Source organism: Nonomuraea africana, assembly GCF_014873535.1.
GTDB lineage: Bacteria > Actinomycetota > Actinomycetes > Streptosporangiales > Streptosporangiaceae > Nonomuraea > Nonomuraea africana.
The window spans coordinates 3,572,952-3,595,585 of sequence record NZ_JADBEF010000001.1; the positions used below are offsets into that span (position 1 = coordinate 3,572,952).

17 protein-coding genes are annotated in these 22,634 nt (G+C 70.8%); 5 read left to right on the forward strand and 12 right to left on the reverse strand.

Translation table 11 applies throughout. The annotated features are described in order from the left end of the window. Nucleotide 1 precedes the first annotated feature (1 nt). A complete protein-coding gene (locus H4W81_RS16920; RefSeq protein WP_192775694.1) occupies nucleotides 2–1,021 on the reverse strand; it encodes a DUF4145 domain-containing protein in 1,020 nt (339 codons plus the stop codon). 160 nt (nucleotides 1,022–1,181) lie between these two features. Between H4W81_RS16920 and H4W81_RS16925 the strand changes: the two genes are divergently transcribed. Further along, nucleotides 1,182–3,788, forward strand: a complete 2,607-nt coding sequence (locus H4W81_RS16925; protein WP_192775695.1) for an AAA family ATPase — start codon at nucleotides 1,182–1,184, stop codon at nucleotides 3,786–3,788. 321 nt (nucleotides 3,789–4,109) lie between these two features. Here H4W81_RS16925 and H4W81_RS16930 read toward each other — a convergent pair whose 3' ends face one another. The 3 genes from H4W81_RS16930 to H4W81_RS16940 form a co-directional block, all read right to left on the reverse strand. After that, nucleotides 4,110–4,484: a tetratricopeptide repeat protein gene (locus H4W81_RS16930; protein WP_192775696.1), complete on the reverse strand. Its 375-nt coding sequence runs from the start codon at nucleotides 4,482–4,484 to the stop codon at nucleotides 4,110–4,112. A 304-nt stretch (nucleotides 4,485–4,788) separates the two neighbouring features. Next, nucleotides 4,789–6,192 carry an FHA domain-containing protein gene (locus H4W81_RS16935; RefSeq protein WP_192775697.1) on the reverse strand — a complete coding sequence of 468 codons (1,404 nt, stop codon included), beginning with the start codon at nucleotides 6,190–6,192 and terminating at the stop codon, nucleotides 4,789–4,791. Between the two features lie 155 nt (nucleotides 6,193–6,347). Continuing rightward, nucleotides 6,348–7,484, reverse strand: a complete 1,137-nt coding sequence (locus tag H4W81_RS16940) for a site-2 protease family protein (protein WP_318781779.1) — start codon at nucleotides 7,482–7,484, stop codon at nucleotides 6,348–6,350. Between the two features lie 82 nt (nucleotides 7,485–7,566). On the opposite strand from H4W81_RS16940, the gene H4W81_RS16945 reads away from it, so the two are divergent. From H4W81_RS16945 to H4W81_RS16955, 3 genes are read left to right on the forward strand one after another with little or no spacing between them, the layout of a single operon-like run. Then, the gene (locus H4W81_RS16945; RefSeq protein ID WP_192775698.1) at nucleotides 7,567–8,427 is read left to right on the forward strand and encodes a RecB family exonuclease; all 861 of its coding nucleotides are present in this window, start codon (nucleotides 7,567–7,569) and stop codon (nucleotides 8,425–8,427) included. Nucleotides 8,428–8,480: 53 nt separating this feature from the next. Beyond that, nucleotides 8,481–9,614: a sensor histidine kinase gene (locus H4W81_RS16950; RefSeq protein WP_318781780.1), complete on the forward strand. Its 1,134-nt coding sequence runs from the start codon at nucleotides 8,481–8,483 to the stop codon at nucleotides 9,612–9,614. After that, nucleotides 9,614–10,297, forward strand: a complete 684-nt coding sequence (locus H4W81_RS16955) for a response regulator (RefSeq protein WP_192780852.1) — start codon at nucleotides 9,614–9,616, stop codon at nucleotides 10,295–10,297. Before H4W81_RS16950 ends, H4W81_RS16955 begins: the two co-directional genes overlap by 1 nt. Nucleotides 10,298–10,782: 485 nt before the next feature. Here the strand turns inward: H4W81_RS16955 and H4W81_RS16960 are convergent, their stop codons facing one another. The 8 genes from H4W81_RS16960 to metH form a co-directional block, all read right to left on the reverse strand. Then, nucleotides 10,783–11,796, reverse strand: a complete 1,014-nt coding sequence (locus H4W81_RS16960) for an ABC transporter ATP-binding protein (RefSeq protein ID WP_192775699.1) — start codon at nucleotides 11,794–11,796, stop codon at nucleotides 10,783–10,785. Further along, nucleotides 11,793–12,821, reverse strand: a complete 1,029-nt coding sequence (locus H4W81_RS16965) for an ABC transporter ATP-binding protein (RefSeq protein ID WP_192775700.1) — start codon at nucleotides 12,819–12,821, stop codon at nucleotides 11,793–11,795. The genes H4W81_RS16960 and H4W81_RS16965 overlap by 4 nt, the downstream gene beginning before the upstream one ends. Beyond that, nucleotides 12,818–13,831: an ABC transporter permease gene (locus H4W81_RS16970; RefSeq protein ID WP_192775701.1), complete on the reverse strand. Its 1,014-nt coding sequence runs from the start codon at nucleotides 13,829–13,831 to the stop codon at nucleotides 12,818–12,820. The genes H4W81_RS16965 and H4W81_RS16970 overlap by 4 nt, the downstream gene beginning before the upstream one ends. An 80-nt stretch (nucleotides 13,832–13,911) precedes the next feature. Beyond that, entirely contained in the window at nucleotides 13,912–15,693 is a 1,782-nt protein-coding gene (locus H4W81_RS16975; RefSeq protein ID WP_225958665.1) for an ABC transporter substrate-binding protein, read from the reverse strand. Between the two features lie 51 nt (nucleotides 15,694–15,744). After that, nucleotides 15,745–16,743: an ABC transporter permease gene (locus H4W81_RS16980; protein WP_192775702.1), complete on the reverse strand. Its 999-nt coding sequence runs from the start codon at nucleotides 16,741–16,743 to the stop codon at nucleotides 15,745–15,747. A 316-nt stretch (nucleotides 16,744–17,059) separates the two neighbouring features. After that, on the reverse strand, nucleotides 17,060–17,512 hold the full coding sequence (locus H4W81_RS16985; protein WP_225958666.1) for a cellulose synthase: 453 nt from the start codon (nucleotides 17,510–17,512) through the stop codon (nucleotides 17,060–17,062). A 158-nt stretch (nucleotides 17,513–17,670) separates the two neighbouring features. After that, nucleotides 17,671–18,324, reverse strand: a complete 654-nt coding sequence (locus tag H4W81_RS16990; RefSeq protein ID WP_192775704.1) for an HAD family hydrolase — start codon at nucleotides 18,322–18,324, stop codon at nucleotides 17,671–17,673. Between the two features lie 234 nt (nucleotides 18,325–18,558). Beyond that, the gene (gene metH / locus H4W81_RS16995) at nucleotides 18,559–22,017 is read right to left on the reverse strand and encodes a methionine synthase (RefSeq protein WP_192775705.1); all 3,459 of its coding nucleotides are present in this window, start codon (nucleotides 22,015–22,017) and stop codon (nucleotides 18,559–18,561) included. A 63-nt stretch (nucleotides 22,018–22,080) separates the two neighbouring features. Between metH and H4W81_RS17000 the strand changes: the two genes are divergently transcribed. Beyond that, entirely contained in the window at nucleotides 22,081–22,536 is a 456-nt protein-coding gene (locus tag H4W81_RS17000) for a universal stress protein (protein ID WP_192775706.1), read from the forward strand. Nucleotides 22,537–22,634 lie beyond the last annotated feature (98 nt).

Genomic DNA, 22,634 nt, shown 5'->3' on the forward strand with positions numbered 1-22,634 from the left:
CTCACCTCACGATCGGGGCGGTCCTGGCCCTGGTCAGCCGGACCAGGTCGGCAGGGTCGAGCTCGAGTTCGAGCCCGTGGCGGCCGCTGGAGACGTACACGCTCGACGCGGCGGCCGAGGTCTCCTCCAGGACCGACGGCAGGTACGGCAGCGCCAGCGGGCTGACCACGTCGGCGGCGATGGTCTCGCCGATGCGCACGACGTCGGCGAGCCCCGCGATCCTCGCCCGGGCGGCGCCGAAGGCCCTGGCCAGAGCCCGTTCGTCGATCGCGCCCTCGACCGGCGCGATGGCCACGACGGCGTGCTCGCCGAGATAGAGGATGACGGCCTTGAGCAGGCGCATGGGTGAGATGCCGAGTTCGTCGGCGACCGCCGCCCTCGATTTCGTCCTGGCCGGATCGTGGGGATAAGGATGGACCCTGAACGGCACCTGAGATTTACGAAGAATCCGGATGGCCGGGGTCTCTTGTATGACATTTCGTATATTCCGGATATTCGGTGATTTGGCGGCGCCGCGCCGTACCTGAAAGCGGTGGTACTTGTGGGAGAAAACGTAAACGTAGTCGACGAACGCCTCCGCCAGTTCCACCGCGTCCTCCGCCTCCGACCTCCCCAGCGGGCGCGAGCCGAGGTGGGCGGCCTCGTTGCCCAGCTCGCGCAGTTCCTCGGCCCAGCTCAGCAACCAGCCGTCGATGAGCCCCTCGCGGCGCAGCTCGCCCAGCGCGTGGAAGAGCGTGCGCCCGGTCACGCCGTGGTCGGCGCAGACGGCCTCCAGCAGCCGCCGCACGTGCACGACCGCCGAGGCGGGCGAGCCCGCGCGCAGTCCCGCGCGGGCGTGGGCGAGCTCCTGCCGCACCGCGGGCGGCACCTCGGCGGAGACGGGCCGCCCGTCGGCCGGCCACAGCACCGTGGCGGGCCTGGCGGGAAGGTCGTCGGGGTCGCGGTCGTCGAATTCCGGCTCCGATTCGAGCAGCAGCGCCTGTCCGCAGCTCTGGCAGACGGCCAGCCAATAGGGCCGCAATCGTTCGGGGAGAAAAACCCGATGTAATCCATCGGGTTCGCGTGCGACAGTAGGTCGGGCACAACTCGGGCAATCGACATCGAATTTCGCACCCCATCGCGCCACAAAAGGACGATAAGGGATGACGAAATAGGCCACAAGGGCGTAACGGGAGGGGCCCATGAAACGCTGGCCGTTCGCGGGCCGCAGACAGGAGCTCGAGGACCTGGTGCGCCTGGCGCGGGATCCGACGGCGCAGGGCGTCGTCATCGCGGGGCCCGCCGGGGTCGGCAAGTCGCGCCTGGCCGACGAGGTCCTCACGCACTTCCACGCCGCCAAGGTGGCGCTGGTGCGCATCAGGGCGACCAAGGCCGCCAGCTCCATCCCGAACGGCGCGCTCGCCGACCTCATCCCGCGGCAGCACCCTCCGCACCTGGTCAACACGCTGCGCTGGGCCGCCGACGAACTCCTCGGCCACGCGAGGGGCCGCGTGCTGGTGCTCGCCGTGGACGACGCGCACCTGCTCGACAGCCACTCGGCCGAGGTGATCGCCTCGCTGGTCAGGGCCAGGCAGGCGCGTATGGTGGCCACCCTGCGCGCCAGCGAGCCCGCGCCCGACCCCGTGACGCTGCTGTGGCGGGAGGGCCACCTGCGCAGGTACGACGCCGACCCGCTCAGCGACCTCGACGTAGCCGCCGTGCTCACCGCCGCCCTCGGCGCCCAGCCCGACGACGCCACCGTGCGCAGGCTCGGCGAGGTGACGGAGGGCAACGCGCTGTTCCTGTACGAGGTGGTGGGGGCGGCCATGGCCTCGGGCGCGCTGTCGCCCGTTCACGGGATGTGGAAGCTGACCGGCGACCCGCCTCTGGCTCCGCGCCTGGTCGACCTGATCCACGAGCGGATCGGCGCCCTGTCGCCCGAGCTGAAGGACGTGCTGGAGTACACGGCGCTGGCCGAGCCGATCGGCGCCCGCACGCTGAGCTCGCTCACCTCCGAGCGGGCGTTACTGGAGGCCGAGGAGCGCGGGCTGGTCAGGGTGCGCGTCGACAGGCAGCGCGAGATCGCCCGCCTCGGCCACCCTCTCTACGGCGAGGTGGCCCGCGAGCGCCTGCCCGAGCTGCGCCGCCGGCGCAGGCACGCCGACCTGGTCGCCGCACTGGAGTCCACGGGCCTGCGGCGCAGGGAGGACCCGCTCAGGGTGACGGTGTGGCGGCTGGCCGGAGGTCTCGGCGCCGCGCCCCTGCCGCTGCTGGACGCCTCCCGCCTGGCCTGGTCGGCCCACGACTACCCGCTGGCGATCCGCCTGGGCGAGGCCGCGCTGGAGGCGGGGGGCGGCGTGCCCGCCTCGCTCCAGCTGGCCACGCTCCTCGACTACGCCCAGCAGCCCGACCGGGCGAGGGCCGTGCTCGACGCCACTCCCGAACCCGAGGACGAGCCCACGAGGGCGCGGCTGGTCCTCGCCAGGGCCAGCAACCTGGCCTGGGGCATGGACCGGCTGGGCGACGCGCTCGACCTGCTGTCCGCCGCCGAGAAGGAGCTGACCTCGGCGCCGCCGCGACGGCAGGTCGCCGTCCAGCGTCTGGGCCTGACCGCCTCGGCGGCCAGGCCCGCCGAGGCGCTCCGCCTCGGCGCCGAGCTCCTCGCCCAGGACCTCGGCCCCGCCCAGAGGGCCCAGGTCCTCGGCTCCCGCGCGTTGTCCCTGTGTTACGCCGGACGCACCACGGAGGCGGTCGAGCTGGTCCACGAGGCGCTGCGCGAGGCGGCGGCCTGGCGGGACGAGCTGCCGGCCCTGATCTCTCCCCTGCACTCCACCTGGGCGATGTGCGGGTACTTCTCCGGCGACCTGGCCGTCATGGACCAGGCCATCGCCTCCATGCGCGCCGCTCTCGCGGGCCAGCGCGGCTGGTCGCGCGGCGAGGGCAGCCTCGCCCTGGCCCGCGGCAACGCCGCCACCCTGCGCGGCCAGCTGGGCGCGGCGCTGCTGATCCTGCATGCGCCCGCCAACCACGAGACGGCGCTGACCGTGGGCGGCTGCATGGCCGCCTATGCCGCCACGCAGGCGCTGCGCGGCGAGGCCGCCGCCGCCCGCGACACCCTCCGCGCGGCCCTGGCCCGCAACCGCGCCACCTGGACCGCCTTCATGCGCTGGGCCGCCCTGACCCGCGTGTGGATCGCCGCCGCGGAAGGCGAGACCGACCGGGCCGTCGAGCTGGCGCTCGCGGCCGCCGCCGACTGCCGGGAGAGCGGCCTGTCCGCCTTCGAGGCGGTCGCCCTCCACGACGTGGTACGGCTCGGCGCCCCCGCCGCCGCGCTCCCCCGGCTCGCCGAGCTGGCCACGTCGCACGAGGGCCCGCGCTTACGGCTGGCGGCGGCGCACGCGACGGCGCTGGCGGGCGGCGACCCCAAGGGACTGCTGGGCGTGGCGGAGGGCTTCGACGCGCTGGGCATGCGCCTGCACGCCGCCGAGGCCGCCGCCCAGGCCGCGGCGGTGCTGCGCGGGACCAGGGGCGAGAAGGCGGCTCGCACGGCGGCGACGGAGGCGTGGTCGCTGGCTGGAGCGTGCCAGGGGCCCGACACCCCGGCCCTGCGCGGCCTGGCGGCGCCGGACCTGACCGACCGCGAGCTCCAGGTGGCGCAGCTGACGGCGGCCGGGCATTCGCACAGGGAGATCGCCCAGCGCCTCGGCATCGCTATGCGGACCGCGATGAACCACCGCAACCAGGCCTACTGGAAACTGGGCGTGAACAGCCCCACCGAACTCGCCAAGGCCCTGAACCGCTTCCGCTGACCTGCTTCTGGATTCCTGGCCACCATCCAGGAGCCGGACAGCACACGCCACCCTCGCTCCATCCGAGAGGGAGAACAGCGGCCACCGCTCCCCCTGCTCCACGGCAGAGAACGGCCGCCACCACTCTCGCGCGCTCCACGGCGAAGTGCGGCGGTCGCTTCGCACACCCGCTCCAAGACAGAAGGCGGCGGTCACCACATACGCCGAGACAGAGGGCGGCGGTCGCGACTCTCGCTCCTCCATGACCGGCGGGTGGCGGTCGCGGGGGTTCGGATGGGTCCAGACCTGGCCGAGAGGCCGGGCGGGGTCGAGGGCGAGCGTTCACCCGGGGCCGATGACGCCCTGGCGGGCCTCGGGGTTGGCGGGGTCGTGGGTCAGGACGGCGCGGTACTCCGTGAGGGCCTCCTCCCTGCGCCCGGCCGCCGACAGCAGCCGTCCGAGGGACAGGCGGGCGCCGACGTGCAGCGGGTCGAGGGCGGTGACGCTGCGGAGCATGCCCTCGGCGCGGGCGGTCTGGCGCATGCGCAGGTAGCAGACGCCGAGCTCGTAGCGGCTGGGCAGGTGGTCGGGGGCCTCCATCAGACTGGCCTCCAGCAGACGCCTCGCCTGGTCCAGGTGTCCCTGACGCATCGCCGCCATCGCCTGCGCATAGCGTTCGGGGCCCGCCACGCCCTCGTGATCTCGTTCGGGGACCACCGCACCCTGGCGATCTCGTTCGAGGTTCGCCGAGCTTTGATGATCTTGTTCGGGGTTCGTCACGTCTTGATGATCCGTCGCGGGTGGGTGGACCGCTTGAGTAACGCGCTACTCAAGTCGACGGGCGACGTGACGGCGGGCCCCGGAGTCCTGCTGGGGTGGCGTGATGGACGGGCGGCGCGCGGTGACCACGGTGGGCCTCACCAGTGCTTGCCGTAACGGAGGGAGTATGTCCGGGGGCGCGCGAGGCGCCCCCGGGAGCCGACGGAGACGCGCGGCGCCCCCCAGACAGTGAGAGTCGGGGTCAGCCGCGGTGGGATTCGTAGCGCATGGTGCGGGAGACGCCGATGCGGACCGTCGTGCCGGGGGCGATCGTGACGGGCTCGTTCGGCGGGATGTCGTAGAAGTTGGGGTCGCCCGGCGGCTGGATCTGGGTGCCGTTGACCGAGCCGAGGTCGACCAGGTTGACGTCCCAGCCCTCCAGCGCGACGCGCAGGTGGCGGCGCGAGACCGAGCCGTCGGGGCTGGTGACCTTGGCGGGCCTGGCGTTGCCGCCGGCGACCTCGGGGGCGCGCTCGGGGTCACGGCCCAGCAGGTAGTCGCTGTCGAGCGGCAGCGCAGTGCCGTCGTCGAGCAGCAGCACGCCGAGCGACGGGCGCGGCCCCTTGTACGGCACCAGCGTGCGCTGTACCAGCTCGATCCCGCAGATCACGCAGTACGGCGAGCGGGGATCGTTGAAGTGGTCGTTCTTGCAGTCGACGCCGAAGACCAGGGGTCTGCCCTCGGCGTCGGTCTGCGGCTCGCCCTGCTGCTCCTGCGGCGGCGGCCCGAAGTCGGGCTGCTCCTCGTAGCCGGGCGGCGGGCCGGCGGGCGGCATCTGACCGGGGGGCGGCGGGCCGAGCGGCGGCATCGGACCAGAAGGAGGCCCGGGCGGGCCGGGCATGGGCGGCGGGCCCTGGTGCATCGGCGGCAGCGGCTCGGGTGCGGGCTGCGGCTCGGGCACGGGCGGCTGGCCGAACGGCTGCTGAGGACCGGAGGGCGCGCCCATCGGGTAGGGAGCCATGGGCTGCTGCGGAGGGGGCGGCGGCGGAGGCTGTTCCTGGACCGGCTGGACCGGCTGGACCGGCTCCTGCCTGGGCAGCGGGGGCAGCAGGTCGGGCTCGAAGTGCAGGCCCGTGGAGGGCAGCTCGCTGGTCTCGATCGGCTTGGGCTTGGGCTTGGCGGGCGGGGGCGCGCTCTCGGTGACCTCGCCGTGGACGCCGCCGCCGAGGACCACGCCGCCGTCGAGGCGGACCACGGGGTGCGCCTCGCCCGCGTCGGGCAGGCGCAGTTCGACCCGCTGCACGGGCCCTGGGATGAGCCGGTCGGTCCAGGTCAGGGAGTCGCGGCCGGACAGCCTGGTCTCGCCTTCGTCGGTGACGACCACGGCCGAGGCGGAACCGCTGACCAGCACGGCCATGCCACCCGCCGCGGGGCCCGCCACCGCGCACGCCACTGGCTCACCCGACATCGTGCGGAACAGCACCTGAGCGGCGCGGCGGGCCAGCGCGAGGCCGTCCGCTCCCGACTCGGCGCTCTCGCGCAGCGTCTCGAGCAGCTCTCCACCCGCGCCCTCGGCCGTGTCGCAGACCAGCAGCAGCCCGCCCATGTGGGCGACCAGCCCGTTGCCCGGCAGCGGACGCACCACCCCGAAGCCCCGCTCAGCCACAGAACTCTCCCCTCCATGGAACACGCCGGTCAACCACCAGCCTTACGCATACCCAGACCAGGAGGAACAGTATCGGCCTGAGCTGCTCGTCTCGAAACCGCGCTACCTGATCAGTTGTCAGAACACTAGCCCGAGGCAGCCGTTTAGACGAGTGGTCAGACGCCGCTGAAGACCTTGTTGACGTCGGCGGTGGCCAGCACGCCGTAGACCTCGCCGCCCTTTTCGACCAGGAGGTACTCGCCGGACGGCGCGTCTCGCATGGCGTCGATCAGCGACTCGCCCACCAGGTCGGCGGGCAGCACCATGGACGGTTCGAGCGCGCGCGCCAGCGATCCCGCGTTCACCCACGGCCTGCGGTGCTCGGGAGTGGCCTGGACGGCGGCCTCGATGACGATGGCGAGCGGGCGTCCGTCGTGGTCGACGATCACCATGGCGCCCGCGTGGGCCTCGGCCGCCTTGCGCAGCGCCTCGGACAGCGGGGTCTCGGCGGTGACGGGGATCGCGCGACGGGCCAGGGCGCGGGCGTTGGCCTGCGGGAGCCTGGCGCGCACCCGGGCCACGCGCAGCGACTGCGTGGCGCCGAACCAGATGAAGGCGCCGAGCACGGCGCCCCACAGCAGGCTCAGTTCCTGCTGGGGCTGGCCGCCGAACCAGTAGAGCAGCAGCGGGCCGACGATGAGGACGGCGCCGAGCACCCTGCCCGCCCAGGCGGCGGCGATCGTGCCGGTGCCCGGGCTGCGGGTCGCCTTCCAGACGCCCGCCCGCAGCATGCGGCCGCCGTCGAGAGGAAGGCCCGGCAGCAGGTTGAAGACGCCGACGATCAGGTTGGCCACCCATAGCCACCAGACCATCATCTCGGGGATGCCGCCGCCGTCGACCAGGAAGAGGTCGGCCACCAGGCCGATGCCCGCCAGCAGGAGCGACACCAGCGGGCCCACCGCGGCCACCATGAACTCGCGGCCGGGCGTCTGGGGCTCCTTCTCGATCTCCGAGACGCCGCCGAGGAGGTAGAGGGTGATGCGGCGCACCGGCAGGCCGTACATCTTGGCCAGGACGCTGTGGGCCAGCTCGTGCAGCAGCACGGAGACGTAGAGCAGGACGGCGTAGGCGAAGGCGACGCCGTAGACGGCGGGCTCGGACAACCCCGGCAGCTGTTCGCGAACCTGGTCGCTGAACATGAAGGTGATGATGGCGGCCACGATGAACCAGGTCCACGACACGTAGACCGGGATCCCGAAGGGTCTGCCCATCCGGATACCGGAGAACTCCTGACGCGGACTCTCGGCGCTCACCCATCACTCCTTCGTCCAGGGGACTGCCTTGATGCTACTCGGCGTGCCCATTCTGTCGGCCCCTTGACCTACAGTGCGGTGCATGACGTTGACCGAACCCGTGATCATCGGGGCCCTCTCCCCTTCGCGGGCGGGTGACTTCATGACGTGCCCGCTGCTCTACCGGTTCCGGGTGATCGACAGGATCCCCGAGAAGCCGTCGGCGGCGGCGGTGCGCGGCACGGTGGTCCACGCGGTGCTGGAGCGGCTCTACGACCTGCCCGCGCCACGGCGTTCGGTCGAGGCGGCGCTGGAGCTGCTCGAGCCGCAGTGGGCCAGGCTGCTCGGCGAGGACCCGGCCTACGCGGAGATGTTCGCCGACGAGGCCGAGCAGCGCGAGTGGCTGGGGCAGGCCCGTTCGATGCTCGAACGTTACTTCACTCTCGAGGACCCGACCCGTCTGGAGCCGGCCGAGCGCGAGCTCTACGTCGAGGCGGTGCTCGACAGCGGCCTGATGCTGCGCGGCTACATCGACAGGCTCGACGTGGCGCCCAGCGGCGAGGTCAGGGTCGTCGACTACAAGACCGGCAGCGCGCCGGGGCCCGACTTCGAGGCCAAGGCGCTGTTCCAGATGAAGTTCTACGCGCTGGTGCTGTGGCGGCTGCGCGGGGCGATCCCCCGGCTGCTGCAGCTGGTCTACCTGGGCGGCGGCGGCGAGGTGCTGCGCTACGCGCCCGACGAGGCCGACCTGCGGGCGACCGAGCGCAAGGTGCAGGCGTTGTGGGCGGCGATCGAGCGGGCGCTGGAGACAGGCGAGTGGCGGGCGCGGCCGTCCCGGCTCTGCGACTGGTGCGATCACCAGGCGCTGTGCCCCGAGTTCGGCGGCACTCCCCCGCCGGTGCCCGCGAGGCAGCCGGGCGACACGGTGAGAAGCAGCAGGCGGACGGCCACGGACGAGCTCTGAAGTCCTCCCAAAGGAGGAGGATTCCGGCTCTCACCTGGTCCTACATTGAAGCGGTGCGCACCGACCGAGCCCTGTTCCGCGACTCGCTCCTCGCCGCGGCCCTGGTCGTGGCCTCGGTGGCGCTGTTCGTCGCCAACCGGCAGAGCGACTGGGCCGAGGCCGCGCTGGTCGCGCTGGCGTGCGCACCGGTGGCCGCCCGCAGGCGCTGGCCGCTGGCCGCGCTGTGCCTCGCGCAGCTGCCCGCCGCGGTGCTCGCCGCGCTCGACCGCGACCCAGGCCTCGCGGGGCTGGCCGGTCTCATCCTGCTGTACACGGTGGCCGCGCACCGCGGGCTGGCGATCGCGCTGGCGGGGCTGGCCGTCGCGACCATCGGGTACTTCACCTCCGCGTCGCTGTCGCCCTCGTCGATGATGTGGACCGCCCACGCGCTGACGACCATGATCGGCGTGGCCGTGTGGGGCACCGGCCGAAGCATGCGGCTGCGCCGCGCCTTCCTGGAGGAGCTGAAGGACCGCGCGGCGCGGCTGGAGCGGGCCAGGGACGCCGACACGCGCGCGGCCAGGGCCGAGGAGCGCTCCCGCATCGCCAGGGAACTGCACGACGTGGTGGCCCACCACGTGAGCGTGATGACCGTGCAGGCCGCCGCGGCCAGGAAGGTGCTGACCGCCAACCCCGAGCTGGCCGCCGAGGCGCTGACCGCGATCGAGGAGACCGGCAGGCTGGCGATGAACGAGATGCGCAACATCGTCGGCGTCCTGCGCACCGACTCGCTCTCCGGGCCGCCCGAACGCGGCCCGCAGCCCGGCCTGCGCGACCTGCCCGCGCTGGTCGAGCAGATGCGCGAGGCGGGCCTGCCGACCGAGCTGGAGGTGGAGGGCGCGAGCGCGGTGCCCGCGGGCGTCGACCTGGCCGCCTACCGCCTGGTCCAGGAGGGGCTCACCAACAGTCTCCGCCACGCGGGCCCCGGCGCCCGTGCCAGGGTGTCGGTACGGCAGGCGCCGCGCGAGCTGAGCCTCCTCGTGGTGGACGACGGCAGAGGCTCGAGCGCCGAGCAGACCGAGGGAACGGGGCACGGCTTGGTGGGGATTCGCGAGAGAGTGGCCCTCTATGGTGGAATCCTCAGGGTCGGTCCGCGCACGGGGGGCGGTTTCGAGGTGCGGGCGACGTTCCCGCTGAAGGACGGATGATGACGATCAGGGTGCTGCTGGTGGACGACCAGCCGCTGCTTCGCACGGGGTTCCGCCTGATCCTCGAGGCCGAGTCCGACATCGCGGTGGTCGGACAGGCGGGTGACGGCAACGGCGCGCTCGAACAGGCCCGCGCGTTACTGCCTGACGTGGTCCTGATGGACATCAGGATGCCGGGCGTCGACGGGATCGAGGCGACACGCAGGATCGTGCGCGAGGCCGCGGCGGGAGCGCATGTGCCGAAGGTGCTGGTGCTGACGACGTTCGACCTCGACGAGTACATCGTCGAGGCGCTGCGCTCGGGGGCGTCGGGGTTCCTGCTGAAGGACGTGCCGCCCGACGAGCTGGTGCAGGCGATCAGGGTGGTGGCGGCGGGCGACGCGATCGTGGCGCCCAGCGTCACCAGGCGGCTGCTCGACAGGTTCGCCGCCAAGCTGCCCTCCGCCTACCAGCAGACGACGCCGGCGCGGCTCGACCGGTTGACGGAGCGGGAGCTCGAGGTGCTGAGGCTCATCGCCAAGGGCATGTCCAACGCCGAGATCGCGGGCAAGCTGGTGGTGAGCGAGACGACGGTCAAGACGCACGTCGGCAACGTCCTGACCAAGCTGGGCCTGCGCGACCGCGTCCAGGCGGTCGTCCTGGCCTACGAAACCGGCCTCACCACCCCCGGCGCCCTATCCTGACCCCTCCCCGAGCGGAGGGGGCCGAGGTCTCTTAGATGACTGGGCCCGCACGGGGTCGGGGTTTCTCGAAGGACGCGGGTCCGCACGGCGTTGGGGTTTCTCGAGACGGGCTGGCCGTAGCGCCTGGCTGGGGTTTGTTGAGGGGCCGCGGACGGCTCGCGCCCGAACCCGGTGCGCTCTCCAGGTGGACCGGGGCCTGGGCGCGGGGTTGGGGTTTCTCGGAGAACGCAGGCCCGAACAGGGCGGGGTCTCCCGAGGCGGGCGAGGGTTTTCGATGGCGCCGTACGACGCGGGCCCGAGCCGGGGAGCTCTCCAAAGGAGCTGACGGTTGAGCGCGGGGCGTTGGGGTGGCCGGCCACGGGAGCTGGAGGAGCGTCTCCCTGGAGGGAGGCCAGCCCCGTGACCGGGGTGGGCTCGATCCGGCTGTGCCGTAAAGGACAGTGTGTAAAGGACAGGGATCGAGCCCGGACAGCGGAGAGGTGGCGTCAGGCGGTGACGGTCTCCGAGGTGGCGGCGGCGGGCGCGTTCTCGGGGAAGTGGCAGGCGACGCGATGACCGCTGGCCAGCTCCTCCAGAGGCGGCTCGACCGTCTTGCAGATCTCCTGCGCCTTCCAGCACCGGGTGTGGAAGCGGCAGGCGGGCGGCGGGTTGATCGGGCTCGGGACGTCGCCCTGCAGACGGATGCGCTCGCGTTCGGCGCGGGCCTTCGGGTCGGGCACCGGCACCGCCGACAGCAGCGCGTTGGTGTACGGGTGCATCGGCGAGGTGTAGAGCGACTTGCGGTCGGCGATCTCGACGATCTTGCCGAGGTACATGACCGCGACCCGGTCGCTGATGTGCCGCACCACCGACAGGTCGTGCGCGATCACCACGTAGGTGAGGTCGAGCTCGCGCTGCAGGTCCTCCAGGAGGTTGACCACCTGCGCCTGGATGGAGACGTCCAGCGCCGAGACCGGCTCGTCGGCGATGATGAGCTTCGGCTTCAGCGCCAGGGTGCGGGCGATGCCGATGCGCTGGCGCTGTCCGCCGGAGAACTCGTGCGGGTAGCGGTTGTAGTGCTCGGGGTTGAGGCCGACCAGCTCCAGGATGTCCTGGACCGCCTTCTTGGTGCCCTGCTCGGTCTTGATCCCCTGGATGCGGAACGGCGCGCCGACGATGGCGCCCACCGTGTGGCGGGGGTTGAGCGAGGAGTAGGGGTCCTGGAAGATCATCTGCATGTCGCGGCGGAGCGGGCGCAGCCGTCCCTGCGGCATGTGCGTGATGTCCCGGCCCTCGAAGACGATCTTGCCGCCGGTGGGCTCGAGGAGCCTGGTCACCAGCCGTCCCGTGGTGGACTTGCCGCAGCCGGACTCGCCGACCAGGCCGAGGGTCTCGCCCTTGAGCACCTCGAAGTCGATCCCGTCGACCGCCTTGACCGCGCCGACCTGCCGCCTCAGCAGCCCCTTGTGGATGGGGAAGTGCATGCGCAGGTCCTGCACGGACAGCAGCGTCTCGCTCATGTGGTCTCCAGCATCGGCTTGATCTCGCTCTCCCACAGCTGCCTGCGCTCCTCAGGGGCCATGTGGCACCTGACGAGGTGGCCTGGGCTCGTCTTCAGCAGCTCGGGAACCTCGGTGTCGGCCCGTCCCTTGGTGCGCTCGGCGTAGGGGCAGCGCGGGTGGAAGGCGCAGCCGGGCGGGACGTTGATGAGGGAGGGGGGTGATCCCTTGATCGGCAGCAGCCGCTCGGTGCGCTCCCTGTCGAGGCGCGGCATCGAGCCGAGCAGGCCCCAGGTGTAGGGGTGTTCGGGGTCGTAGAACACGGTCTCGGCGGGGCCGTACTCCACGCACTTGCCGCCGTACATCACCAGGATGTCGTCCGACAGCTCGGCCACCACGCCGAGGTCGTGGGTGATGATGATCAGCGCGGAGTTGAACTCGCGCTGCAGGTCGCGCATCAGGTCGAGGATCTGCGCCTGGACGGTGACGTCGAGCGCGGTGGTGGGCTCGTCGGCGATGAGCAGCTCGGGGTCGCACGACAGGGCCATGGCGATCATGGCGCGCTGGCGCATGCCGCCGGAGAACTGGTGCGGGTAGTCGTCGACACGGCTGGTGGGCTCGGGGATGCCGACCCTGCCGAGCATGTCGATCGCGTGCTTGCGGGCCACCTTCTTGGTGACGTCGTGGTGGATGCGGTAGGCCTCCACGATCTGGTCGCCGACCGTGTAGTACGGGTGCATGGCCGACAGCGGATCCTGGAAGATCATCGCCATCTTCTTGCCGCGCAGGCGCCGCACGTGGTCGGCCGAGGCGCCGACGAGCTCCTCCCCGTCGAGCCAGATCTCGCCGGACATCTTGGCCCGGCCGCCCTTGTGCAGGCCGAGGATGCCGAGGCTGGTCACGCTCTTGCCGGAGCCCGACTCGCCGACGATGCCGAGCGTCTTGCCGCGCTCGAGCGCGAACGACAGGCCGTCGACGGACTTGACCAGTCCGTCGTCCGTCGGGAAGTGGATGCGCAGGTCCTTGACGTCGAGAAAAGCGGTCATGCGAGCCTCACTCTCGGGTCGACCACAGCGTAGAGGAGGTCCACGACCAGATTGGCCACCACCACGAACAGCGCGGCGAGCAGCGTGACGCCCATGACGGCGGGCAGGTCGTTGTTCTTGATGGCGTCGACGGCGTACTTGCCGAGGCCGTTCAGCGAGAACGTCGACTCGGTGAGGACGGCGCCGCCCATCAGCAGGCCGAAGTCGAGGCCGAAGACGGTGACGATGGGGGTGAGCGCGGCGCGCAGGCCGTGCTTGACCACGACGTTGCGCTCGACCAGTCCCTTGGCGCGGGCGGTGCGGATGTAGTCCTCGCCCATCGTCTCCAGCATGCCCGCCCGGGTGAGCCTGGCGTAGGTGGCGGCGAACAGCAGGGCCAGGGTGATCCATGGCAGGAGCAGGTTGTAGGCCCACTGCAGGGGATCGATGGTGATGTCCACCCACGCGCCGCCGGGGGCGGTCCAGCCGAGGCCGTAGCTGAAGATGGACAGGGAGATCATGCCGGTGAAGAAGATCGGCAGCGACACGCCGGCCAGAGCGATGCCCATGGCGGACCTGTCGAAGAAGCTGCCGCGCCGCAGCGCCGACAGCACACCGGTCGCCACGCCGCCGACCAGCCACAGCACGGCGGCGCCGATGCCGAGCGAGAGCGTCACGCGCGAGCGGTCCATCAGGCTGGGCCAGACGGGCTGCTGGTTGATGAAGGAGTAGCCGAAGCAGGGAGCGGGGCAGTTCTCGATGCCCGCACCCGTGTCGTACTCGGTTCCCAGCACGATTCCCTTGAGGAAGCGCCCGTACTGCACCGCCACGGGATCGTAGAACCCGAGCCGCTCGGCGACCAGCCTGATCGTGTCCATGCTGGCACCCCGGCCGACGTATCGGGCGGCGAACGCCTCAGGGGTGGCGCCGGCCAGACGCGGCACCAAGAAGAAGATCGCGAAGGTGACGATGCTCACGATGAGCAGCATCGCCAAAGCGCCGATCACGCGCCTGATGATGTATGTGACCACAGTGCCCGGCTCCGGTCCCCGGCCGGTCGTGCCGGCCGGGGACCTGCTGCCTTCACCCGCCTATCTAGGTGTGGATCGACTTACTGCTGGACGCCCAGGCCGACGTAGTCGTACATCTGCTGGGAGTCGCTGATGAAGACGTTGGTCAGCCCCTTGCCGCGGATGTACAGGGCCTTGCCGTACACGCTGGGCATGACGACGGCCTGGTCGATGACCATGTGGTCGATCTGGGTCCACAGGTCGGCGCGCTTGGCGGCGTCCGGCTCGGCCTTGATCTGGTCGATCATCTTGTCGACCTCGGGGATCTTGACGCTGAGGTTGTAGTTACCGGCGTCGCGGATGTCCCGGCTGTCCATGATGGCCTGCATGAAGCCGTAGGTGTCAGGGTAGTCGGAACCCCAGCCGTTGATGGCCAGACCGATCTTGTTCTCCTTGACGTAGGACGGCTTGCCCGCGTAGAGGGCGAAGTAGTCGTCCTGCGGGAACGGCTTGAGCGCGAGCTTGATGCCGACGCGGGCCAGCGCCTGCTGCAGCGACTCGGCCGCGGCCTTCTCCTTGGTCCGCTCGGTGCGGTAGGAGATGTTGGTCTCGAAGCCGTTGGGCTGGCCGCACTTGGCCAGCGCCGCCTTGGCCTTCTCGACGTCGCCCTTGTCGCCCTCGGACTTGTAGAGGTCGATCTCCTTGTGACCGGCCAGGCTCGGCGGGATCATGGAGGTGGCCGGGATGCCGCCGGTCTCGCCGCCGTAGGCGCGGAAGAGGCTGTTGCGGTCGGCGGCGAAGGCGATCGCCCTGCGGCACTCGACGTTGTCCAGCGGGGCGACGTCGGGAATGATCGAGGTGTACCAGGTGCGCTGCTGGACCGGGTTGTCGGTGCGGGCCTTCAGCGCCGGGTCCGGCAGGACCTTCGGCAGGGCCGCGTTGCCGATGCCGAGGCCGTCGACGGCGACCTGGATGTCACCGGAGATCAGCCTGTTGTCGACGTCGTCGGCGTTGACGCCGGTCTGCACCTCGATGCGGTCGGGCAGGGCCGGGCGGTTGGGGTCGGTGGCCGCGTCCCACTGGTCGTTGCGGACCATGGTGAAGCCCTTGCCGATCTCGTTCTTCTCGAACTTGTAGGGGCCCGTCGAGATGACGTGCTCCTGGTACTTCGTGCCGGTGTCTTTGTCCTTGGGGACAGGCATCGTCATCGGCATCTGCATGATGTAGTCGAACAGACCGAACGGTTCCTTCAAATGGAAGATGATCGTGTGGTCGTCCGGGGTCTCGACGGCGGAGGAGAAGTCGGCGTCCTTCGACTTGTAGGCGCCCTTGTAACCCTTCGGCCAGTCGAGCAGCGCGTTGAGGTAGGTCGGCCCGTTCGGGTGGATCTCCTTGTCGAACTGGCGCGCCACCGCGTAGGCGACGTCCTTGGAGGTCACCTCGGTGCCGTCCTCGAACTTCACGCCCTTGCGCAGCGTGTAGGTCCACGTCTTGGCGTCGTCGCTGGACTTGCCGAGGCTCTCGGCCAGGTCGGGGACCAGGGTGTTGCCGTCGGCGCCGGGGGCGGACTTGAACATCAGCAGCGCGCGCCCGTACAGGCGGGCGAAGTTGAGCGAGTAGCCGTAGTAGGTGTTGCCGGGGTCGAGGCTGTCCCAGTCGGCCGTGTTGGCCATCTTGAGAGTGCCGCCCTTCTTGTCAGAAGGGTTGTAGATCTTGCCGATCGCGGCGTCGGCGACTTCCGTGCCGCCCGCCGTCGCGCCCGTGGCCGCCGGAGCGCTCTGGCCCTGACCGGGGGCCTGGGTCGGCGTGCCCGCGCAGGCTGCCAGCGCCATGGCCAGGGTCAGCCCGGCCGCGGCCGTCGTTAGAGCGGATTTTCTTCTCAAGGTGTCGCACCCCTTTGGGTTGGAAGCAGGGTTAAGGGAGTCCGAGAGAGGTCAGCGGTTGCCTCGCGGGTCGAGCGCGTCTCGCAGGCCGTCGCCGAACAGGTTGAAGGCAAGCACGGTGATGAAGATCGCCAGGCCCGGGAAGATCATGAAGTGCGGGATCGTGTAGAACCTGGCGGCGTCCGACAGCATGCCACCCCAGGTCGGCGTCGGCGGGCGCACACCCACGCCGAGGAACGACAGCGCCGCCTCGAACAGGATGTTCGAGGGGATCAGCAGGGTGGCGTAGATCAGGATCGGCGCGATCAGGTTGGGCAGGAGCTCGCGGAAGATGATGTACGGCCCGCGGGCCCCCAGGCTCTTGGCCGCGTCGACGAACTCGCGCTCGCGCAGTGACAGTGTCTGGCCCCGGATGATCCGGCCCAGGTAGGGCCAGTTGAAGAAGCCGATGATGAAGATCAGCAGTGTCACGCGGAGCGTGTCGCCCGACAGCCCGAACGCCTGGTCGGGGACGACTCCGGCGAGCGCGAGGGCGAAGACCAGGAGCGGGAAGGCGAGGAAGACGTCCATCGCCCTGCCGATCAGGGTGTCGGCCCAGCCGCCGAAGTAGCCGGCGATGACGCCGAGGGTGGTGCCGATGACCACCGACAGCAGCGTGGCGAGGAAGGCGATCAGCAGCGAGATGCGCGCTCCGTAGACCACCCGGCTGAAGATGTCGCGGCCGTTGACCGGCTCGACGCCGAACAGGAACTCGGAGGTGATGCCGCCCCAGGGCCCGATGGGAGCCTGGGTGCCGATGTCGGTCAGTTCCTCGTGGTACTCCAGCGGGTCGTGTCCGAACCAGCTCACCAGCAGCGGCGCGAAGACCGCCACCAGCATGAGAAAGATGATCACGATGGCGCCGGCCATGGCGACGCGGTCTCGTCTGAGCCGCCGCCACGCGATCTGGCCCAGCGAGCGGCCCTCGATCGCCTTGGCGTCCGCTCCGGCCACCACCGCTTCGGGAGCGGCCTGGCTGGCCGACTCCGGCACGTCGAGCGGTGCGGTCATGCGCCCTCCTCTGTCCTGACCTTCCAGGAGGCGGGCACGACCATAGTTGTGCGCATGCTGTTCCTGCCCCCTGGGTTAGACGGCGTCGTCCGATCAGGCACCGGCCCGGTCTGGACTCACGCCCCTACTTGCCGGGACCGTCCGTCACGGTCCCAGGAGGCAGGATGTATGGCCTGAGCTGCGCTGACTAGTCCCCACGCGCGCTATGTGGCTCAACTGTGATTCGGGCGAAACGCATTCGTATCGATCTTGGTGCGAATGTCTACAGCCCGTTCCGGTTGGGTCTCGGAACTGTGACATTGCACAGGCTCCGGCTTCAGCTGATGCCGCGACGCTTGAGAATGTCCTCGATATCGGAGAAATCATCGTCGTTCGTCCTGGGCTTCGGCTGTGCGATGGCAGGCTTTCCCGCCGGAGCCGACGTCGCGGGCTTCTGCTCCGCCGCGGGGCGGGCCGAAGCGGCGGACGGGGCGGGCGCGGCCGCCGACAGCCGCCTCGCCCTGATGACGCCCGAGACCATGAACAGCACCATCGACAGGCCGGCCAGCGCCACGCCCACCCACGTGAACGGGTTGAAGACCAGGCTCGTCACGAAGGAGACGGCGGTGGCGCCGATCGTCCACAGCGCGCTGAGCGCGCCGGTCAGGTAGGCGGCCATCGGCAGCAGCGACCAGGCGGCCAGCCGCATGGCGGCCACCGCTCCCCTGCGGCGCAGCAGCAGGAAGCTGAACACCAGGCCCACGCCCGTGGCGCCGGCGCACAACGGCAACCACGCGATGCTATTGAATCCACCCATAACGGCCGCCCCTCGTCTCGCTGACCTCTCCATCCTGGCACGCGAAAGGCCCGCCGCCGCTCCTCCCTGAGGAGGGATCTTCCCCTAGGGGATGGTTCCTCCCCCGGGGACGCGGCGCGCGGGCCCTTGCGTCAGGCCGAGGCGGGCGGCACGAGGGAGCGCAGGCGGGCGACGCTGACCTCGGTGAGCGAGGACACCACCAGGCGGCCTGGAGCCGGCTCGATGGGCAGCAGGCTCGGGACGGCGACCACCGCGCACCCCGCGGCCGTTCCGGCGGCCACGCCGTTGGGTGAGTCCTCCAGCACGACGCAGCGCACGGGCTCGACGCCCAGGAGGGCGGCGGCGGTGAGGTACGGCTCGGGGTCGGGCTTGGTGCGGGTCACGTCGTCGGCCGTCACGATCACATCGAAGTGCTCGCGGCCGACCGAGGCCAGCACCGACTCGGCGATCTCCTTCAGCGACGAGGTCACCAGCGCGACGGGCACGCCCTCCGCGCGCAGGTCGCCGAGCAGTTCGAACGCCCCGGGCAGGGTCCGCACCCCGTCGGCCAGCGCGGCCACCATGCCGTCGATCATCCAGCCGCGCAGGACCTCGGGCGAGACCGAGGAGCCGGACACGGCCAGCATGTAGTCGACGGTGCGCTCCATGGAGCCGCCGACCAGGTGGGTCTGGTGTTCGGGGGTCCAGACGCCACCGAGGACGCCCATCACCTCGGTCTCGATCTTCAGCCACACCTTCTCGGTGTCGACCAGCAAGCCGTCCATGTCGAAGAAGGCCGCGTCCACTTTCCCCCCGGAGCTATCGGAATCGGACTACTACCGTAGGACGTAGGCGGGCGATCATGGTCATCGACCCGGCGGAGTGTCTCCACGGACGCCGTGACGGCGCCGGCCCCGTGCGCTCGATGAGGCGTGTCCCTGGACGGGCGCGGGCCCCCTTGCCCCGGGTGATGCCTGGCCCCGCCTGCCGTACGGCGGAGCGGGAGGGACGGGGCCGCGCCCCGCTCCTCCCGCCCCCGATCAGACGTTGAAGTACTTCGCCTCGGGGTGGTGGGCGACCAGGGCGGAGGTGGCCTGCTCCGGGTGGAGCTGGAACTCCTCCGACAGCGTGACGCCGATCCGCTCGGGGTCGAGCAGCTGGAACAGCTGCACCTGGTCCTCGAGGTTCGGGCAGGCCGGGTAGCCGAAGGAGTAGCGGCAGCCCTGGATGTTCACCTTGAGCATGTCGTCGAGGGACTCCTCGCCGCCGATGCGCCACTCCGAGCGCACCCTGGCGTGCCAGTACTCGGCGAGGGCCTCGGTGAGCTGCACGGACAGGCCGTGGAGCTCGAGGTAGTCGCGGTACGCGTCCTTGGCGAACAGCTCGGCCGTGGCCTCGGAGATCTTGCCGCCCATCGTGGCGATCTGGAAGCCGACGACGTCGACCTCGCCTGAGTCCTTGGAGCGGAAGAAGTCGGACAGGCACAGGTGCCGGTCGCGGCGCTGGCGCGGGAAGGTGAAGCGGGTGCGCTCGTCGCCCTTGTCGTCGAGGATGATCAGCGAGTCGCCGTCGCTGACGCAGGGGAAGTGGCCGTAGACGACGGCCGCCTCCAGCAGCCCCTCGGTCTGGATGCGGTCGAGCCACATGCGCAGCCTGGGCCTGCCCTCGGTCTCGACCAGCTCCTCGTAGCCGGGACCTTCGCCGCCCCTGGTGGGCTTGAGGCCCCACTGACCGAGGAACAGCGCCCGCTCGTCGAGGAAGGAGGCGTAGTCGTTGAGCGAGATGCCCTTGACGATGCGGTCGCCGGTGAACGGCGCGACGGGCACCGGGTTGTCGGCGGCCACGTCGGAGCGGGCCGGCAGGTCCTCGACGGCCGTGCGGGTGAGGGTGGCGCCCGCCTTGACGCGGCGCTCGCGCAGCGCGGGCAGCGGGGAGCCTTCGCGCTTGTGCGCCATGAAGGCGTCCATCAGGCGCAGGCCCTCGAAGGCGTCGCGGGCGTAGCGGACCTCGCCGTCGAACACCTCGGCCAGGTCCTGCTCGACGTAGGCGCGGGTCAGCGCGGCGCCGCCGAGCAGCACGGGGTAGCGCGCGGAGATGCCCCTGGAGTTCATCTCCTCCAGGTTCTCCTTCATGACCACCGTCGACTTCACCAGCAGGCCCGACATGCCGATGACGTCGGCGTTGCGCTGCTCGGCCGTCTCGAGGATGGCGGTGACCGGCTGCTTGATGCCGAGGTTGACGACCTCGTAGCCGTTGTTGGACAGGATGATGTCGACCAGGTTCTTGCCGATGTCGTGGACGTCGCCCTTGACGGTGGCCAGCACGATGCGGCCCTTGGTCTCGCCCTCGACCCTGTCCATGTGCGGCTCGAGGTAGGCGACGGCGTTCTTCATCACCTCGGCCGACTGCAGCACGAACGGCAGCTGCATCTGGCCGGAGCCGAACAGCTCGCCGACCGTCTTCATGCCGTCGAGCAGCACGTCGTTGATGATCTCGAGTGCGGGCCGCTGCGACAGCGCCTCGTCGAGGTCGGCCTCGAGGCCCTTGCGCTCGCCGTCGATGATGCGCCGCTTGAGGCGCTCCCACAGCGGCAGCGCGGCCAGCTCCTCTGCCTTGCCCGCCCGCATCTTGGCGACGTCGACGCCCTCGAACAGGTCGATGAAGCGCTGCAGCGGGTCGTAACCGTCGCGGCGGCGGTCGTAGATCATGTCGAGCGCGACCTGCCGCTGCTCGTCGGGGATGCGCGACATCGGCAGGATCTTGGAGGCGTGCACGATCGCCGAGTCGAGCCCCGCGTTGACGCACTCGTTGAGGAAGACCGAGTTGAGCACGATGCGCGCGGCGGGGTTGATGCCGAAGGAGATGTTGGACAGGCCCAGCGTGGTCTGCACCTCGGGGTAGCGGCGCTTGAGCTCGCGGATGCCCTCGATGGTCTCCAGGCCGTCCTTGCGCGACTCCTCCATGCCGGTGGCGATGGTGAAGGTCAGGCAGTCGACGATGATGTCGGAGACCTTCATGCCCCAGTTGGCGACCAGGTCGTCGATCGTCTCCGAGGCGATGCGGACCTTCTCGGCGGCGGTGCGGGCCTGGCCGTTCTCGTCGATGCACATCACGACCACGGCCGCGCCATGCTCGCGCACGGCGGTCATGGTCTTGTGGAAGCGCGACTCGGGGCCCCTGCCGTCCTCGTAGTTGACGGAGTTGACCACCGCGCGGCCGCCCAGCATCTCGAGGCCCGCCTTGAGCACCTCGGACTCGGTGGAGTCGAGCATGATCGGCAGGGTGGAGGCGGTGGCGAGGCGGAAGGCGAGCTCCTTCATGTCGGCCACGCCGTCGCGGCCGACGTAATCGACGCACAGGTCGAGCATGTGGGCGCCGTCGCGGGCCTGCTCGCGGGCCATCTCGACGCAGTCGTCCCAGCGGCCTTCGAGCATGGCCTCGCGGAAGGCCTTGGAGCCGTTGGTGTTGCAGCGCTCGCCGATGGCCAGATAGGAGGTGTCCTGGCGGAACGGGACGGTCTGGTAGAGCGAGGAGGCGCCGGGCTCGGGGCGCGCCCTGCGGGCGACGGGCTGCCTGCCGCGCACCCGCTCGACCACCTGGCGCAGGTGCTCGGGGGTGGTGCCGCAGCAGCCGCCGATCAGAGACAGGCCGTAGTCGCGGGCGAAGTTCTCGTGCGCGTCGGCCAGCTCGCCCGGCGACAGCGGGTAGTAGGCGCCGTCGGAGGTCAGGACGGGCAGACCGGCGTTGGGCATGCACGACAGGCGCAGCCGGGAGTGGCGGGCCAGGTAGCGCAGGTGCTCGCTCATCTCGGTGGGGCCCGTGGCGCAGTTGAGGCCGACCACGTCGACGCCGAGGGGCTCGATCGCGGTGAGCGCGGCGCCGATCTCGGAGCCGAGCAGCATGGCGCCGTTGGTCTCGATGGTGACCTGGGCGATGATCGGCACGTCGCGCCCCGCGGCCTCGATGGCCCGCTTGGCGCCCACGATGGCGGCCTTGACCTGGAGCAGGTCCTGGCAGGTCTCGATGATCAGCGCGTCGGCGCCGCCGTCGATCAGGCCGGCCGCGTTGTCGCGGTAGGCGTCGCGCAGGGTGGCGAAGGGCAGGTGGCCGAGCGTGGGCAGCTTGGTGCCGGGGCCCATCGAGCCGAGCACGAAGCGCGGCTGCTCGGGCGTGGACCAGTGGTCGGCGCGCTCGCGGGCCAGGCGCGCGCCCGCCTCGGAGTATTCGTAGACCTTCTCGGAGATGTCGTACTCGCCGAGCGCGGCGAGGTTGGCGCCGAAGGTGTTGGTCTCGACGCAGTCGACGCCGACGGCGAAGTAGGCGTCGTGGACGCCGCTGACGATGTCGGGCCGGGTGACGTTGAGCACCTCGTTACAGCCCTCGTAGCCCTGGAAGTCGTCGAGTGTGGGGTCGTACGACTGCAGCATCGTCCCCATCGCCCCGTCGGCGACCATCACGCGCTGGGAGAGGACTTCGCGGAAAGATGGGGACGCGTTCATGCGGCCAAGCTTAACGGGCGCTACCCTGTCGGCAATTGACGCCACGTCCAATTGGAATCGCTCATGGCCTACCGCACCGTGCTCGTCGGCACCGACGGCTCCCCCTCCTCCTTCCGCGCCGTGTCGGCCGCCGCCTCCCTCGCCGCCGCCACCGGCGCCACCCTCGTCCTGGCCTGCGCCTACCTGCCGATGCGCGAGAGCAGCAGGGCGGCCGCCGCCGACGCGCTCGGCGACCTGGCCTACAAGGTCAGCGGATCCACCCCCGCCGACGACGCGCTGCGCGCGGCCCGCGAGCACGCGGTGGCCGCCGGGGCGACGGAGATCGTGCTGGCGGCCGAGGAGGGCGACGCCGTGGACGCCCTGATCAAGCTGGCCGACCGGCACCGCGCCGACCTGCTCGTGGTCGGCAACAGAGGGCTCAACAGCCTGGCGGGACGGCTGCTCGGGTCGGTGCCCTCCAGCGTCACCCACCGCGCCACCTGCGACGTCCTGGTCGTGCACACCACCTCGGGAAAGTGATCGGCCCCTGGTCGCGCACGGGCCTCCGCCTCCAGGTCAGCGCGACGCGGGCGGCGGCACCGGGGAACGGCCCGGCGAATTACGCCCGTGGAGATCAG